Here is a 13,932-nt window from a genome sequence, read left to right as displayed (position 1 = left end):
GCGGTCGGGAGTCAGCGGCGAGCCCGGTAAAACGCTTCGCTGGCAAGCCAGCTCCCGACAGGTTTTGTGGCGTCACAACACCTAGTGGAGGCTGGCTTGCCAGCGAAGGGGCCCCTACTGCTGGCGCAGAATCTTCACTTCGCCTTTCTTGCCATCCGTCTCGCGCAGGTACTCCTGCAGCGAATCGTCCATCGCCTTCAGCCACCGCGTATGGTGCGGCACCGCCGCCGTGCCGGTGATCACCGAGCGGTAGGACTTGTCGCGATAGCCCATGATGTCGTGCTTCTTGTCGTGCTTCCATTTGAGGAAGATGCGGTTCACCGCGTCGATGTCGAAGCTCGGGTAGTCGGTCTGCTCGATCAGGTGCTTGATGTAGCGGCCCTGGAATTCGTACATCGAGGCCGTCGTCTCCAGGTGCTCTTCAGCTTCACGCCAGCGCGCACTGTCGACCTGCATCCGGGCTTTTGCCGGCAGCTTGATGCGACCCAGCATGTAGTCGCGCGCAAACCACGCCTGCGCATCGAACAGGTTGAAGCTGTACCACAGGTCCTGCATGCCCAGGTAGATCAGCTGCGGGTTGTGCTCCCACACCACGCCTTGATACAGCCCGCTGGGCCACAGCCGATTGCCGGTCTTGAGCGTCAGTTCATCCGGCAGGAACGGGAAGTGATGCTGGTAGCCGGTGCACAGGATGATCGCGTCCACGCGCTTGCTCGACCCGTCGGCGAAGAAGGCCAGGTCGCCCTCGACCCTTAGCAGCTGCGGGCGCTCCTCCCAGCCCCTGGGCCATGTGTAGCCCATCGGCTGGGTGCGGTAGGCGCTGGTGATCGAGCGTGCGCCGTACTTGTAGCACTGTGAGCCGATGTCTTCGGCCGAGTAGCTGCTGCCCACGATCAGCAGGTCCTGGCCCTTGAATTCCATGGCCTCGCGAAAGTCGTGGGCGTGCAGGATACGCCCGGCAAAGCGCTCGAAGCCTTCGAATTCCGGCACATGCGGCGTGGAGAAATGCCCGCTGGCGACCACCACGTAGTCGAATACCTGCTCGATGCCTTGCCCGGCGCTGTAGTCGTAGGCGCTGACGGTGAAGGTGCGGGTGCTTTCATCGAAGCTGACGTTTTTCACGGCAGTGTTGAAGCGGATGTAGTCGCGCACGCCGGCCTTTTTCACGCGACCCTGAATGTAGTCCCACAGCACTTCACGCGGCGGGTAGGACGAGATGGGCCGGCCGAAGTGTTCGTCGAAACTGTAGTCGGCGAACTCCAGGCATTCCTTGGGGCCGTTGGACCAGAGGTAGCGGTACATGCTGCCGTGTACCGGTTCGCCGTGCTGGTCCAGGCCGGTACGCCAGGTGTAGTTCCACATGCCACCCCAGTCGGCCTGCTTTTCGAAGCAGACGATCTCGGGCATGGGCGCGCCCTTGGCGTGGGCGGATTGGAAGGCTCGCAGTTGCGCAAGGCCGCTGGGGCCGGCGCCGATGATGGCGACACGAAGAGTCATGAGTGATTCCTGAACGGTTGAACGCTGAAAAAATGGCAAAGGCTCCCCAACCCCGGACGGCAAGATGGCCGAGGGTGCTGGGTGACGGGTTTCAGGCGTTACGGTGCAGGTGGAGGGACGGGGCGTTTGCGCATCTGGGCCAGCAACAGCTTGCCTGGCGGGATCGACAGTACGTGGAAGAGTGTCGAGAGGGGGGAGGTGGCGCTGAGGTGTGGGCCGTACCCAGAAGCGCGGGGCGCGAAAGGGTGGCCTGAGTGGCGAAAGATACGTGTGATCTCGTGCATGGGGGCTGCAATGGCCTCTTTTCGTTGTGGTTTCTTTTTTATCTATAACGGATGGGGGTGGGTATGGCAAGGTTGGGGGCGCCTGGCTGGCGCGCATTTCAAAGCGGATTTTCAGGGACACGCCAATGAGTGAAATTCAATCGGTCTCCCCCGACGGGCGCTACCGTATCGACGCCGAACCCTGGGAGGCCGGGCCTTCACAGTGGGTGTACCCGCCACAGATCATCGACACCCGGTCAGGCCAGTGCGTGTTTGCCTTCCAGGACCCGCGCTGGTCGATGGACCGTGCCGTGTGGGTGAGCGACACGCTGGTTGAGCTGACGCTGCGCAAATATCCTGGGCAACACACGGGTGAAGGGATTCGGGCCCGCATCGACTGTGCCGCAAAGCCACCCCTGCAGGTGGCTTTCATCGGTTAGCGAAGGGGCGGTTTACTGCTCACTCGCGCTTGTCCCCGCCAGGCAGATCAACAATAATGCAAGTCATTACCATTTGAGACCGTTCCCATGACGGCTGACTCTTCTGCCCTGCACAGTGCCGTCGGTGAGCTGTACTCGGCGCACAACACCTGGCTGCGCAACTGGCTGCGCCGGCGCATCGACAACCATTGCGATGCCGCGGACCTGGCCCAGGAGACCTTCGTCAAGATTCTGAAGGCGCGCAGTGCGCTGGATATCCGCGAGCCCCGCCAGTACCTGTCGACCGTGGCCAAGGGGCTGATGATCGACCTGTTTCGCCGGCGCTCGCTGGAGCAGGCGTATCTGGACACCCTCGGCCACCTGCCCGCTGCCGAAGTACCTGACCTGGAGACCCAGGCGATCCTGTTCGAGGCGCTGCTGGAGGTCGACCAGATGCTGGCCGGGCTGGGCGTGCGGGTTCGGCAGGTGTTCATCCTGTCGCAGCTGGACGGGCTGACCTATGCGCAGATCGCCGCACAGCTGGGCATCTCGCTGCGCACGGTGAACAAGGACATGGCCAAGGCCATGGAGCATTGCTGCCTGATGCAGTGGCAGTCAGACACGTGAGCCAGGCCCCCAGCCCCTCGCAACGCGAGGCCGTACGCGAGGCCGCGCGCTGGTTCGCCCGCTTGTCGTCGGGCACCGCCAGCGAGCACGACCGGGCCCAATGGCAGCATTGGCACGACGCCAGCGAGCTGCATCGGCAGGCCTGGCAGCGCATGCAGGCGGTGACCGAGGCGTTTGGCGGGCTGCCGGGGCGGTTGGCGTCCTCCACCCTGCTGGGGGCCGGCAAGACCCGTCGCCAGGTGGTGTATGGCCTGGCCTTGCTGGTGGGCGGCGGCGGGCTTGGCACACTCACCTGGCGCAGCGACAAGCGTCGCCAATGGACTGCCGACTACCAGAGCGATGTGGGCGAGCGCCGTGCGATAGAGCTGGCTGATGGCAGCCAGTTGCTGCTCGATACCGACAGTGCCGTGGATGTGCAGTACGACGGGCACCAGCGCCTGCTGGTGCTGCGCCGTGGCCAGGTGCTGGTGAATACCGGCAGCGACCCTGCCCGACGGCCCTTCATGATCGACACGCGTGATGGCCGCGTGCTTGCGCTGGGTACACGTTTCACGGTGCGCACCGATGATGATGGCAGCGAAGTCGCCGTGCTGGAGAAAGCCGTGCAGCTGACGGTTGGCGGCCTGCCGTCGCTGCGGGTGGAAGCGGGTCAGCGGGTGACCTTCGGCGCCTCCGGCACTGGCGCGCTGCAACGCAATGACGCCAGTGTGGCGGCGTGGCGCAACGGCAGCCTGATTGCCATCGACATGCCCCTGGGCCAGTTGATCCGTGAACTGTCGCGCTACCGCCCTGGCCTCTTGCGCTGCGAGCCAGAGGTGGCCGGCTTGAAAGTCTCGGGGGCGTTTCCGATCACCGACACCGACCTGGCACTGACCGCGCTGCAGAGCGGGTTTGCCGTGCAGGTGGTGCGCCGTACCCGCTATTGGGTGACGGTCACCGCCCGCGCCTGACGTGATTGAGAATAAAAAACGCCGACGCTGCACTTTTTCCTGCGCCCACTCGACCCTCTCTCAGATCGATTCATTTGAGTGTTCTCGGGGGAGGGAAACATGATACCCATGCAACGACCGCACGCCGCCCTGGCGTTGGCAATTCATCTGGCGCTGGGCGTCGGCGTCGCGTGGCCGGCGCTCGCAATGGCGGCTGAAAACAGCGCCAGTCAGGTCCGTGCCTATGCCATCGCACCGGGTACGTTGACCGAAACCCTGGGGCACTTTGCCGGGGCATCAGAGGTTGCCCTGTCGTTCGATGCGGCGCTGACCCAGGGGCAGCAGTCGCCCGGCCTGCAAGGGCACTACAGCGTCGACAGCGGCTTTGCCGCGCTGCTCGCCGGCAGTGGCCTGCAGGCAGTCAGGCAGCCCAGTGGCGTGTACCTGCTGATGGCCCGGGTGGGCGACGCGGACACGCTGCAACTGGAGGCGACCAGCATTACCGGGCTGACCTCCAGCGTGACCACCGAGGACACCGGGTCTTACACCACGTCGATGGCGACCCTCGGCAAGTCGCCGATGTCGCTCAAGCAAACCCCGCAGACGGTCAGTGTGACCACCCGCCAGCGCATGGACGACCAGAACCTCACGACCTTGTCGGATGTGATGGACCAGACCACCGGGATCACCATGTTCCAGGGGTCGATGAGCGCATCCCGCTACTTGTCCCGGGGTTTCGAAGTGACCAGTTTCAGGGTGGATGGCAGTGCCCCGGTGACGTCTGCGGCGTTTGCCTGGAACGACCTGGACATGGCGATCTTCGACCGCGTCGAGGTGCTGCGTGGTTCGGACGCGTTGTTCTCGGGCAATGGCGAGCCGGGCGGCAGTATCAACCTGGTGCGCAAGCGCCCCACGGCCGACCCCAGGTTCAGCATCACCAGCTCCGTCGGCAGTTGGCAGAACTACCGCACCGAACTGGATGTGAGCGGCCCCCTGGGTTTTGACGGCAAGCTTCGCGGGCGCTCGGTCATCGTCTATCAGGACAAGAACGCCTTCTATGACAAGGCCGACTCTGAACGCAAGCTGTTCTATGGCGTGCTGGAAGCCGACCTGAGCGACGACACCACCTTGCTGGTGGGCATGACCAATGATCATGCGGACGCCTCTGACCAGTCTTACGGCCTGCCGCGCTTCAGCAACGGCAACGACCTCAAGCTGCCGCGCAGTACCTACCTTGCGGGCGCCCATGATTACTTCAACCGGGTGGGCCAGTCGTACTTCCTGCGCGTTGACCACGCCCTCAACGAGGACTGGTCCGCCACGCTGGACACCCTGTATGCACAGACCACCAGCGACCGCAGCTACTACAACTTTGCAGGTGAAGTAGACCCTGCGACCGGGGCGGGTGTGAGTTCGCGCTGGTGGGGTGCGAAGGCGCAGAAGCGGGACCTGTCGGTTGACCTGAACATCAAGGGCGGCGGTGACGTATTTGGTCATCGCAATGATGTGCTGCTGGGCTGGAGCTGGCAGAAGTCTGCAGCCCCTACCGAGCTGAGCCGCGATGGCGTGGCCCATGCCATCGACAATATCTTTGCCTTCGATCCGGATGACTTTCCCTCCTACAAGCAGAACGCCTCGGTGTACCTGAACGACCATACCGACGTCGAGCAGAACGGCCTTTACGCTTCGTGGCGGGTGCAGTTGACCGACCCGATGCACTTTATCCTGGGTGGGCGCTACAGCAACTACAAGTACAGCTACACCACGACCACCGTTGGCAACCCCACTGTTGTCACACCTTACGAGGACAATGACGTCGTCACCCCCTTCGTGGGCCTGACCTACGACCTGACGCCGGACTGGACTGCCTACGCCAGCGTGTCGGAGATCTACAAGTCGCAGGCCAACTATCGCAAGGCGCCAAGCCCGGGTTCACCGCTCGAACCCATCACCGGGGTCAGCCATGAGGTAGGGGTGAAGGGCGAGTTGATGGACGGAAGGTTCAACACCTACACGGCGCTGTACTACGTGAAGCGCGACGGCGAAGCGGTGCGTGACGGCGTGGTGGTGAACAGTTGCTGTTATCGCGATGACGGTCAGGTGGTGTCCAAGGGGGTGGACTTCGAGATCAGCGGCGAGCTGCTGGCGCGGCTCAACGGCACCTTCGGCTACACCTACAACCACAATGAGAACAAGGTCAGTGGCACCGCTTACAACACGCTGACGCCCAAGCACCTGGCCAAGTTGTTTGCCTCTTATCAACTGCCGGGCCGCTGGTCGGACTTCAAGGTGGGCGGTGGCGTGACGGCGCAGAGCGCAACCTTTGTCAGCTATGCACCGACCGACTTCAAGCAGGCCGGGTATGCCATCTGGAATGGTTTTGCCGAGTACCAGGTCAATGCGCACTGGAGCGTGGCGATGAACGCGAACAACGTGTTCGACAAGAAGTACTACTCCACCGTGGGGTATTCGGATTACGGCAACTTCTATGGCGAGCCGAAGAACTTCACCGTGACGCTGCGGGGCAGCTACTAGGTCGGTGCGCTTGAATTGGGTGATATCATATCGCCACACTTTGCCCCGCCACTGGCGGGGTGTGCACTTTTACCTGTTTACCAAGGACGCAAGCAGACATGCAGTCATCTTCCACCGCTTCACCCTCCACCACCGGAGAACTGATCGCGACCTTTCGCCATGGCAAGGGGACGCTGATCTTCTGCATGGTGTTTGCCGCCGTGTTGCTGTGCCTCTCCGTGTTTGTCCTGTACCTGGGCGCGATTCTGTTGCCGGGCAATGAGGCTGCCGTGGGCCGCCATGCCTCCCGGGGCGTGAGCGACCGCTTCATCATCTACGGCACCAGCGCAATGCTGGCCGCGTGTGCGCTGGGCGTGCTGGGTATCTATGCCTGGCAAAAGAAGCTGCGCCGTTACAGCTACGAAGTCTATGAGCATGGCATCGCCCGTATCACCAGGAACCTGCGTGAGTACACGCCGTTTGTGGACATCGAAGACCTGTACCTGTTTGGCTCCGGACCAGACTCCATGGCCGGCCTGATCACCAACCTGGCCTATCGTCGCAATGCTGCAGAGCCGTTTCACCGTGTGATAGAGGCGCTGAAGGAGTTTTATGACTTTGAGGCGCTGGTGCGTGAGCTGCACGTGCGCGCGCGCTTGCCGGTGGTACTGGATACGCTGGCGTCGGGCGGGGCAGTGACGTTCAACTACATCAGTTCAAGCCAGGCGTGGAGAAAGTATGTCACCGGCAACTTCCTCCAGATCACTACGGCGCCGATTGTCGTGACCCGCGATGCGCTGCAGGTTCAGGGGCGCACGCTGGCAATGTCGACGTTGCGCACGGTGGACCTCAGCGCCTGGACGGAAAAGGTCGTTATCAAGGACGAGGCTGGCAAGGTGGCATTTTCGACGATGGCCACCGGTATTCTGAGCCACGACCTGTTCCTCACGACACTCGATGCGCTGATGGACGCGCAGGCAGAGCCGCGTGAGCATGTTGCGTAGGTAGCGGGGCTGACACCTCTTGTGGGAGCTGTCAGAGATCGGGTCTGGTTTGCAAAGCACCTGCAGCCTGTCGGCGGACTAGTCTGCGCACTTGCTAAAGTGGTTTTTCTCAGTCAGCGTAAAGACCAATGTCATTACATGCAGGTCAGAACCATGGCGTCCATCAATGTGCGTATCGACGATGACCTCAAGACGCGGGCCTACCGCGAACTTGAAAAACTGGGTGTCACGCCTTCCGAACTGATGCGCCAAGCGTTGCAGTATGTGGCGGAGCGGGGGCAGCTTCCCTTCAAGCCGGTGCTGATGACCGAAGAGGATGAAGCTTTGCTTGCAACGGTGCGTGAGCGGCTTGCTGCGCCTCAGCGGGTAAAGGTTTCGTTGGATGACCTGTAGCCTTGAATTTGATGCGCGAGCGCTTAAGGAATGGCAAAAGCTAGGCGACACGGTTCGCCAGCAGCTCAAGAAAAAGCTTGCTGAGGTTTTGCTGAACCCGCGAGTTGGGCAAACCGACTACGTAATTTCCCTGACTGTTACAAGATCAAGCTGCGCGCCAGTGGGCATCGGTTGGTTTATCAAGTGATTGATCTGGAGGTGGTGGTTTTTGTGGTTGCCGTGGATAAGCGCGAGCGTGAGCAAGTTTATCGAAAGGCGGTAGAGCGGTTGCGGGATTGAACTGTTCCATCAAGGGGCGATAGGGTTCGCTACCCAATGGTGGCGGCGGTGTCGCTCCTTTTGGTGCTTGCAGTAACCGCAATGCGGCGGCTGCAAGGAACCCGGAGCGGCTCTATGTCATTGCTGCACGCGGCTGTCGAACGGTTCGAAGTTGCGCTCGCTAAACGCCTCTGTCAGCACATTCGAACTGCACAGCCATTCGATGGCTTCCACCAATCCGTTGCCTGCCACAAGTGCCGCTTCGCTGTGGCGCGGCAGCACATAGATGCGCTCCGGGTCGCTGGGGTGAATGATGAGTTCGTCGCCGTCGTAGGTGTCGCCGATGATGATGCACTGCAAGGCTTTTTCCTTGGGCATCAGGTCCTTGTCGTCGTCCCAGAACCAGTACTGGTTGATGCGCTCAAGCCACTGCGCCTGGCTGTTTTCGCCGTGCAGCAGTTGATGGGGCGGGTAGATGCGCACGTACACGCCGCCCAGAATGCCTTCGCCAAACTGCGTGACGTATTCGCGGTAACCGGTGGGCAAGCCAGTGCCCAGCACCGCTTGCGCCTGGTCGACCTCGGCGTCGGTGGACAGCACCAGCGGGCCGCCGGCGACAGTGATGTGTTCAAACATGGGGCGTGTCCTTGTGCGTGATTTCCCTGGGGCAGGTTTTTAGCGTACTGGGCGGTTGGCGGCAAGGCTGCCACGCACGACAGAGCAGCGTATCCTGCGTGCTTCTGTGAGTGGCAGCACAGGGCTGCCCGTGCTCTGGCTTGAGCATCCGATTAAACCAAGCGATGGAACGATTTACCTATGACCGAACAGATCATCTACAGCGTTGAAGGCGAGAGCGACGCGTTCAAGGCCGCCGTGGCCGGTGCCCAGGCGACGTTCAAGTATTTCTGGCGGGAGTTGTCGTGGGAGGCACGCAGGATCGTCAAGGGCCTGGACATGGCGGCGGTCAAGATGTCTTTCCCCATCGAGAGCGACGACCCCGCGGTACCCGGCGTCGAGAACATGTGGGTGAGTGACATCGAGTTCGACGGGCACTCCATCACTGGCGTGCTGATGAATGAGCCAAGCTGGGCGACCTCGTTCAAGGCGTGGGAGCCTGTGACGCTGCCGTTGTCCTTGCTGAACGACTGGATGTACGTGCGCCAGGGCCATGTATACGGTGGCTTCACGGTCGATGCGATACGCGCCGACATGGCCGACGATGAGCGCCAGGAGCACGACGAGGCCTGGGGCCTGGACTTCGGTGAGCCGGGTTTCGTCGAAGTGGTCCCGGCGGCAGAAGGTCAACAGCCCTGGCTGCTGTCCCGTACGTTGGGCACTGCTGAAGACCAGCAGACGCTGGCGGTGCTGGAGTGTACCGAGCACCCGATGGCCTTGAACATGCGCGACAAGATCGAGGAAGGGGTGAGCGCACAGCCGCAGGTGGTCCGCGAGCCGGATGACGAGGGGTGGTTGATGCTGCACCGCGAGGTGCTGGCCGGCAATTACACGGTGGTGGATGCGCTGTTGCGCCACGGCGCGGATCCGTTGGCAGCCAACGGGAACGGCCAGACCTCATTGGATTTGGCACGTATTGCCGGCTGGCCGCGGATTCTGGCGTTGCTTGAAGGGAAGAGCTCCCACTAACAAGGCACGCCATTCGCCAGTAAGGCGGGTTCCTACATACGTCGTGATCCGTTGTAGGAGCCGGATTTACCGGCGAAGAGGCCTGCCAGCGCACCGCGAGACAGTTTGCATTCACCCTTGGGCAGATGCGTCTGTAGGACTGTAATATGCGGACTGATTTTGTGTGGACGGTGCGCCTTGCTGGGGTGAGGGTGGGCAGTTAGGCTCTGGCGGTCGCTGAGAGTCAGCGATCGGGCTTGGTCGCCCGTTTACACGAAATGACGTTACAGCACCTCTACGAATGCTGACAGACATGTGTTGGCTTCTTCGTTTTATGGCAGCTGTGCGCGGGAGGCTTCGTGCCTGCCGGGTTTTGTCGTTTCGTCTCGGTCGACCAACTCGCGTACAGCTGCCACCCAACTTGCTTGGTCGCAGGCGGTGGTAGTTTTATCCCATCGAAACGGACGATCACCATGAACAAGCCAGTTCCAGATCCCCCGACCCCTCTGTTCGGCAAGACTGCCACCCAATCCTGCGGCACCAGCGACAACGGCCGTCCCCCACCTTTCACAGGGCGCGCGGGTATCGATGCGCGTGACGCGCTCGTGCATGCATCGCTGTTGCTCGCCGGCATTCATGACACCGTTCAGCAAGCGTGTTCAGGGCCTGGCGATCAGGTCAGGAAAGACCTGTTGTGGGCCTCGTTGCATTCGGCGGACATGGCCAAATGGCTGGTGGATGCGGTGATCGATGGCATGGAGAACAGCGCGACGCTCATCGCGTAAGGGGCGGGCAGGGGCTGGCGGTGTCGGCTCCTGTCCCCTAATCGATAGACGCAAAGCGTTCGATGGCGGGCTGTTCGCGATGCTCTGCCTGCCAGAGGTCCCAGTCAGCCTGAATGGCCAGCCAGGTTCTGGCCTTGCCGATGCCGGCACGCTCCAGCCGAACGGCCAGGTCTGGGCTAACAGGTGCATGGCCGTGCAGGATGCGAGACAGAGTTTCTCTTGCGTAGCCCAGACGGCGTGCAAACTCGGCCACTTTGATGTCGAGGGCGGGCAGCACGTCCTCGCGCAAGGTTTCGCCGGGGTGCGGGGGGTTGAACATGGTCATACGGGAATCCCTCGAACCGAATCGGTTTCGTAAAGCGCCTTGAGGCCTTTGTGCTGAAAGCTCTTTATCATTGATAAATCGTGACGTATTGCCTCACGGTCTACAACCTGCCCGCAACATCAGGGCACAAACGAAAAAAGGTTCGCGTTTGGACGAGCCTTTCAACCTGGGCTTTGCCCGCGAGGATTACTGAAATGCGTGTACTCACTTTTCGCCAGGCTCGGGCCGATCTGAATCAGGCAATGGGCGATGTTTGTCGGGATCATGAGCCCGCTATGATTCCGCGCCAGCGTGGTGAACCCGTCGTGATGCGCTCTCTTGAGGATTACAACGGTATCAACGAGACCTTGTACCTGCTTGCCTCGTCAACGAACGCCTCACGCCTGCACTCATCCATTGCTCAGCTCCAAGCCGGCAAAGCCGTAACCGGGGAATTGACAACAGATGAACAAGGCCAAACGGAATAACGAAGATCACCCCCGTACCATTGCAGGGAGGAGGTTTACGGACGCAGTATGGGAAGACGACTGCCACCGGCAGCATGTTGATGCCTGAATTTTTAACAGTTTCAACTCGCTGGTCTCTCTGTGCCGCCACACTTCTTTCAGCGGAACTGGCAAGCCAGAAGCCCTGCTTGGTCTACTTCTTCGAGGCCAACGTTCTCACCATCCTGCAGTGCCGCTTTCACTATGACGACTGAGTAGTAGCGCCATGTCGTGTGCGCAGCCTTGTTGCCGGCGTTTTGCCAGGTCCTGGCTGATTGCAAGTGCTGACTCGTCTGGCCTCGCTTTGCGCAGGCTCTTGGTCTGCTCCTGCAAGACAGTTGGCGACCGTTCATCCGAGTCAGTAGGAGCCGGCTTTACCGGCGAAGAGGCCCGCCGGTGCGTCGCAAGACGGTTTGTGCACACCCGTGGGCAGACACGTCTGTAGGACTGTAATATGCCGACTGATTTTGCTTGGACGGTGCGCCTTGCTGGTGTGAGGGTGGGGCAGTTAGGCTCTGGCGGTCGCTGCTCATCAGCGATCGGGTTTGGTCGCCCGTTACAAGTTACAAGCAGCGCTCATGAATACCTTCATGGCGGCTGTGCGCGGGAGGCCTTGTGCCTGCCGGGTTTGTCTCTTGTCCTGGTCGACCAACCTGCGTACAGCTGCCACCCAACTTGTTTGGTCGCAAGCGGTGACAGCTCCATTCTCAGGAGACACTCACCATGAACAAGCTAGTTCCAGATCCCCCGACCCTTCTGTTCGGCAAGACTGCCAGCCAATCCTGCGGTACCAGCGACAACGGCCGTCCCCCACCTTTCACAGGCCGTGCGGGTATCGATGCGCGTGACGCGCTCGTGCATGCATCGCTATTGCTCGCTGGTATCCATGACACCGTTCAACAAGCGTGTTCAGGGCCTGGTGATCAGGTCCGGAAAGACCTGTTGTGGGCCTCGCTGCATTCGGCGGAGATGGCCAAATGGCTGGTGGATGCGGTGATCGATGGCATGGAGAACAGCGCGACGCTCATCGCGTAAGGGGCGGGCAGGGGCTGGCGGTGTCGGCTCCTGTCACCGAAGTGATAGACGCAAAGTGCCCCATGGTTGGCTGCTCGAGATGTGCCAAGCGTCGCCGCGCTACAGGTCTAGCGACTGGGCGGGAATCCCCAGCGCAGCCGCAATTTTCTCACGCGTAGCCTTGCGTGGCCGTTCAGCGGCCTCCTGTTGGGCATACGCTGATTGTGAGATGCCGAGTCGCTTGGCCATCTCGGCTTGAGTCAGATCCAGGTGCCTGCGCCAAGCAGCGATGGCGGTCAGGCCATCTTTCACCATGTACCCAACGACCTCGTTGGGTATCAGATCTTCCTTGGGACGACTGGCAATGTAGTCGGCATAAGGCAGCACGACGAAGGCTGGGCGGCCATCCGCGCCGTTGATGATCTGTACGTTAGTAGGTGTGCTCATCGCGCTTCTTGACCTCCTCGATGTTGACGATTTTTACACCACCGTCCCAATCGAACAGGATGCGGTAGTTTCCGACTCGAAGCCTGTAACCGGACTGATGATTGATCAGTGCCTTGATGTTCTGAACGTTAGGCATGTGGGCCAGTGCTTGGGCGGCATCGTAGAGCTTTTGCTGATCGGCCTTGTTGATTTTCCTGAGCTGTTTGACTGCCTTGCGCGACCAATTGATCGTGTTCATGCCTGGCCTGCCTTGATCGGTGATTATAAGTATTTTATAAGTCTTTTCAAGTCGGCCATGGGATGCCGACAGGTGCTTTGTGGCGCCTTCGGTTCACGCATATTCGGCAGTGATACCTTCCGGAAAACGACGCAGCGCCCATTTCATCACCTTTCGGTAGAAGTGGGTTCCCCCGCCCCTGTGTCAGCCCAGGGAAGTCATTTCAAGGTGTACCCGAGGAAATGGAAACGAGCTTTCCTGTGGCGCAATGGTAAAAACAGGTATCCATCACATGGAGTTATCCACATGTGCAAATCAGTGATTTTCACAGCCAGTTGCGTGGGTTTTAGCTTTTCGAATGAGGTCCATCCACGCGAAGTGGCTTTGGACCCCCACTTGGACGGACCTGCACGGACGGATCACTCAGATATGAAGACCAAGCGCCTACTCGGTTGCGCTACGTTTTGCTTTCAAGCGAGTGAAGTGCTTCTGCCGGTTGGGTCTCATGCTTACGGCCAGCCCTAGGCATTCAACGCGACTATCACGTCGTCCACCACCGCCTTACTCATCTCCTGCAAGTAATGCGAAGCCCAGGCATGCCGGTCCGAGCCGCGCTCTTGCGTGGCATCCTCGGCCAGTCGCTTGGCGAGGTGCAATAGGTCCGAAACGTGGGTCAGTGCCTCACTGATCGGTACTCCGGCGTTAACCCGAAACAACGCCTGCTCGCCCTGAACGGAAAAGACCGTCAGGCCTGGGGTGGTGAGGGTATGAAGGTCAGGCATGTACACCTCTGATGAGGTGTGGGTGCAAGTCTGCATTGTCGAGCTCCTTGACTACACAAAAGGAGCGCCTGCACGAGTTGGTAGGCGCTGTCGCACCTTGACTGATTCGGGTTCCTACGCCCGGTCGCTGGTTATGCAGCGACTGAGGGAGGTTAGCTGCGAGGGTGAGTGAGGGCAACCGCTGGTGGACTAAAGCTGTAAAGGAATGTAAGCGGATGGGCGCAGCTTGCCACTCGCTTTTAGCGTCCAGAAACAACAAAGCCCCCGCATTTCTGCGAGGGCTTCGTTTTATATGGTGCGGCACCAGACGAACGGTATGTTTCTGCGGGGCTAGTGTCCTGTCTCAAAAA

16 protein-coding genes and 1 pseudogene are annotated in these 13,932 nt (G+C 60.6%); 11 read left to right on the top strand and 6 right to left on the bottom strand.

Features of this window, described 5'->3' with window-relative positions; all coding sequences use genetic code 11:
• Window positions 1-114 precede the first annotated feature (114 nt).
• Window positions 115-1,497 (bottom strand): NAD(P)-binding domain-containing protein, encoded by a 1,383-nt coding sequence (locus tag KUO17_RS24395; RefSeq protein WP_217978132.1) that lies wholly within the window; start codon window positions 1,495-1,497, stop codon window positions 115-117.
• Window positions 1,498-1,906: 409 nt separating this feature from the next.
• On the opposite strand from KUO17_RS24395, the gene KUO17_RS24390 reads away from it, so the two are divergent.
• The 7 genes and pseudogenes from KUO17_RS24390 to KUO17_RS24360 all read left to right on the top strand — a co-directional run bounded on the left by KUO17_RS24390 (window position 1,907) and on the right by KUO17_RS24360 (window position 7,925).
• Window positions 1,907-2,200 (top strand): hypothetical protein, encoded by a 294-nt coding sequence (locus tag KUO17_RS24390; RefSeq protein ID WP_217978131.1) that lies wholly within the window; start codon window positions 1,907-1,909, stop codon window positions 2,198-2,200.
• Window positions 2,201-2,287: 87 nt separating this feature from the next.
• Entirely contained in the window at window positions 2,288-2,806 is a 519-nt protein-coding gene (locus KUO17_RS24385) for a sigma-70 family RNA polymerase sigma factor (RefSeq protein ID WP_217978130.1), read from the top strand.
• Entirely contained in the window at window positions 2,803-3,756 is a 954-nt protein-coding gene (locus tag KUO17_RS24380) for a FecR domain-containing protein (RefSeq protein ID WP_217978129.1), read from the top strand. The genes KUO17_RS24385 and KUO17_RS24380 overlap by 4 nt, the downstream gene beginning before the upstream one ends.
• A gap of 108 nt (window positions 3,757-3,864) precedes the next feature.
• A complete protein-coding gene (locus KUO17_RS24375) occupies window positions 3,865-6,270 on the top strand; it encodes a TonB-dependent siderophore receptor (RefSeq protein ID WP_217978128.1) in 2,406 nt (801 codons plus the stop codon).
• A 98-nt stretch (window positions 6,271-6,368) separates the two neighbouring features.
• The gene (locus tag KUO17_RS24370; RefSeq protein WP_217978127.1) at window positions 6,369-7,253 is read left to right on the top strand and encodes a hypothetical protein; all 885 of its coding nucleotides are present in this window, start codon (window positions 6,369-6,371) and stop codon (window positions 7,251-7,253) included.
• 153 nt (window positions 7,254-7,406) lie between these two features.
• Window positions 7,407-7,646 (top strand): type II toxin-antitoxin system RelB/DinJ family antitoxin, encoded by a 240-nt coding sequence (locus tag KUO17_RS24365; protein WP_217978126.1) that lies wholly within the window; start codon window positions 7,407-7,409, stop codon window positions 7,644-7,646.
• A pseudogene (locus KUO17_RS24360) lies at window positions 7,636-7,925 on the top strand (type II toxin-antitoxin system RelE family toxin). The gene KUO17_RS24365 and the pseudogene KUO17_RS24360 overlap by 11 nt, the downstream one beginning before the upstream one ends.
• A gap of 117 nt (window positions 7,926-8,042) precedes the next feature.
• Here the strand turns inward: KUO17_RS24360 and KUO17_RS24355 are convergent.
• The gene (locus KUO17_RS24355; RefSeq protein ID WP_217978125.1) at window positions 8,043-8,540 is read right to left on the bottom strand and encodes an SMI1/KNR4 family protein; all 498 of its coding nucleotides are present in this window, start codon (window positions 8,538-8,540) and stop codon (window positions 8,043-8,045) included.
• 180 nt (window positions 8,541-8,720) lie between these two features.
• On the opposite strand from KUO17_RS24355, the gene KUO17_RS24350 reads away from it, so the two are divergent.
• Together KUO17_RS24350 and KUO17_RS24345 are read left to right on the top strand one after the other, a co-directional pair.
• The gene (locus KUO17_RS24350) at window positions 8,721-9,548 is read left to right on the top strand and encodes a DUF2314 domain-containing protein (RefSeq protein WP_217978124.1); all 828 of its coding nucleotides are present in this window, start codon (window positions 8,721-8,723) and stop codon (window positions 9,546-9,548) included.
• 452 nt (window positions 9,549-10,000) lie between these two features.
• Window positions 10,001-10,312, top strand: a complete 312-nt coding sequence (locus KUO17_RS24345) for a DUF3077 domain-containing protein (protein WP_217978123.1) — start codon at window positions 10,001-10,003, stop codon at window positions 10,310-10,312.
• Between the two features lie 37 nt (window positions 10,313-10,349).
• Here KUO17_RS24345 and KUO17_RS24340 read toward each other — a convergent pair whose 3' ends face one another.
• Complete coding sequence (locus KUO17_RS24340; RefSeq protein ID WP_217978122.1) at window positions 10,350-10,637, bottom strand: HigA family addiction module antitoxin; 288 nt, start codon at window positions 10,635-10,637, stop codon at window positions 10,350-10,352.
• 194 nt (window positions 10,638-10,831) lie between these two features.
• On the opposite strand from KUO17_RS24340, the gene KUO17_RS24335 reads away from it, so the two are divergent.
• On the top strand, window positions 10,832-11,104 hold the full coding sequence (locus KUO17_RS24335; RefSeq protein ID WP_217978121.1) for a type II toxin-antitoxin system Phd/YefM family antitoxin: 273 nt from the start codon (window positions 10,832-10,834) through the stop codon (window positions 11,102-11,104).
• Window positions 11,105-11,845: 741 nt separating this feature from the next.
• Window positions 11,846-12,157, top strand: a complete 312-nt coding sequence (locus KUO17_RS24330; RefSeq protein ID WP_217978120.1) for a DUF3077 domain-containing protein — start codon at window positions 11,846-11,848, stop codon at window positions 12,155-12,157.
• 99 nt (window positions 12,158-12,256) lie between these two features.
• On the opposite strand, the gene KUO17_RS24325 is transcribed toward KUO17_RS24330, so the two are convergent.
• From KUO17_RS24325 to KUO17_RS24315, 3 genes are all read right to left on the bottom strand, one after another.
• A complete protein-coding gene (locus tag KUO17_RS24325) occupies window positions 12,257-12,583 on the bottom strand; it encodes a helix-turn-helix domain-containing protein (protein WP_217978119.1) in 327 nt (108 codons plus the stop codon).
• Window positions 12,567-12,821, bottom strand: a complete 255-nt coding sequence (locus KUO17_RS24320; RefSeq protein ID WP_163941812.1) for a type II toxin-antitoxin system RelE family toxin — start codon at window positions 12,819-12,821, stop codon at window positions 12,567-12,569. The genes KUO17_RS24325 and KUO17_RS24320 overlap by 17 nt, the downstream gene beginning before the upstream one ends.
• Before the next feature lie 500 nt (window positions 12,822-13,321).
• Window positions 13,322-13,618, bottom strand: a complete 297-nt coding sequence (locus tag KUO17_RS24315; protein ID WP_425274894.1) for a DUF3077 domain-containing protein — start codon at window positions 13,616-13,618, stop codon at window positions 13,322-13,324.
• Between the last annotated feature and the right edge of the window lie 314 nt (window positions 13,619-13,932).

Source organism: Pseudomonas aegrilactucae (genome assembly GCF_019168305.1).
Classification (GTDB): Bacteria; Pseudomonadota; Gammaproteobacteria; order Pseudomonadales; family Pseudomonadaceae; genus Aquipseudomonas; species Aquipseudomonas aegrilactucae.
Note: the sequence above shows the minus strand (reverse complement) of the source record. Positions and strands in the feature narration are given on the sequence as shown.

Excerpts from the sequence above, each read along its gene's own strand:
- KUO17_RS24395 (WP_217978132.1), bottom strand. The coding sequence starts at position 1,497 with ATGACTCTTCGTGTCGCCATCATCGGCGCCGGCCCCAGCGGCCTTGCG.
- KUO17_RS24390 (WP_217978131.1), top strand. The coding sequence starts at position 1,907 with ATGAGTGAAATTCAATCGGTCTCCCCCGACGGGCGCTACCGTATCGAC.
- KUO17_RS24385 (WP_217978130.1), top strand. The coding sequence starts at position 2,288 with ATGACGGCTGACTCTTCTGCCCTGCACAGTGCCGTCGGTGAGCTGTAC.
- KUO17_RS24375 (WP_217978128.1), top strand. The coding sequence starts at position 3,865 with ATGCAACGACCGCACGCCGCCCTGGCGTTGGCAATTCATCTGGCGCTG.
- KUO17_RS24370 (WP_217978127.1), top strand. The coding sequence starts at position 6,369 with ATGCAGTCATCTTCCACCGCTTCACCCTCCACCACCGGAGAACTGATC.
- KUO17_RS24365 (WP_217978126.1), top strand. The coding sequence starts at position 7,407 with ATGGCGTCCATCAATGTGCGTATCGACGATGACCTCAAGACGCGGGCC.
- KUO17_RS24355 (WP_217978125.1), bottom strand. The coding sequence starts at position 8,540 with ATGTTTGAACACATCACTGTCGCCGGCGGCCCGCTGGTGCTGTCCACC.
- KUO17_RS24350 (WP_217978124.1), top strand. The coding sequence starts at position 8,721 with ATGACCGAACAGATCATCTACAGCGTTGAAGGCGAGAGCGACGCGTTC.
- KUO17_RS24345 (WP_217978123.1), top strand. The coding sequence starts at position 10,001 with ATGAACAAGCCAGTTCCAGATCCCCCGACCCCTCTGTTCGGCAAGACT.
- KUO17_RS24340 (WP_217978122.1), bottom strand. The coding sequence starts at position 10,637 with ATGACCATGTTCAACCCCCCGCACCCCGGCGAAACCTTGCGCGAGGAC.
- KUO17_RS24335 (WP_217978121.1), top strand. The coding sequence starts at position 10,832 with ATGCGTGTACTCACTTTTCGCCAGGCTCGGGCCGATCTGAATCAGGCA.
- KUO17_RS24330 (WP_217978120.1), top strand. The coding sequence starts at position 11,846 with ATGAACAAGCTAGTTCCAGATCCCCCGACCCTTCTGTTCGGCAAGACT.
- KUO17_RS24325 (WP_217978119.1), bottom strand. The coding sequence starts at position 12,583 with ATGAGCACACCTACTAACGTACAGATCATCAACGGCGCGGATGGCCGC.
- KUO17_RS24320 (WP_163941812.1), bottom strand. The coding sequence starts at position 12,821 with ATGAACACGATCAATTGGTCGCGCAAGGCAGTCAAACAGCTCAGGAAA.
- KUO17_RS24315 (WP_425274894.1), bottom strand. The coding sequence starts at position 13,618 with ATGCAGACTTGCACCCACACCTCATCAGAGGTGTACATGCCTGACCTT.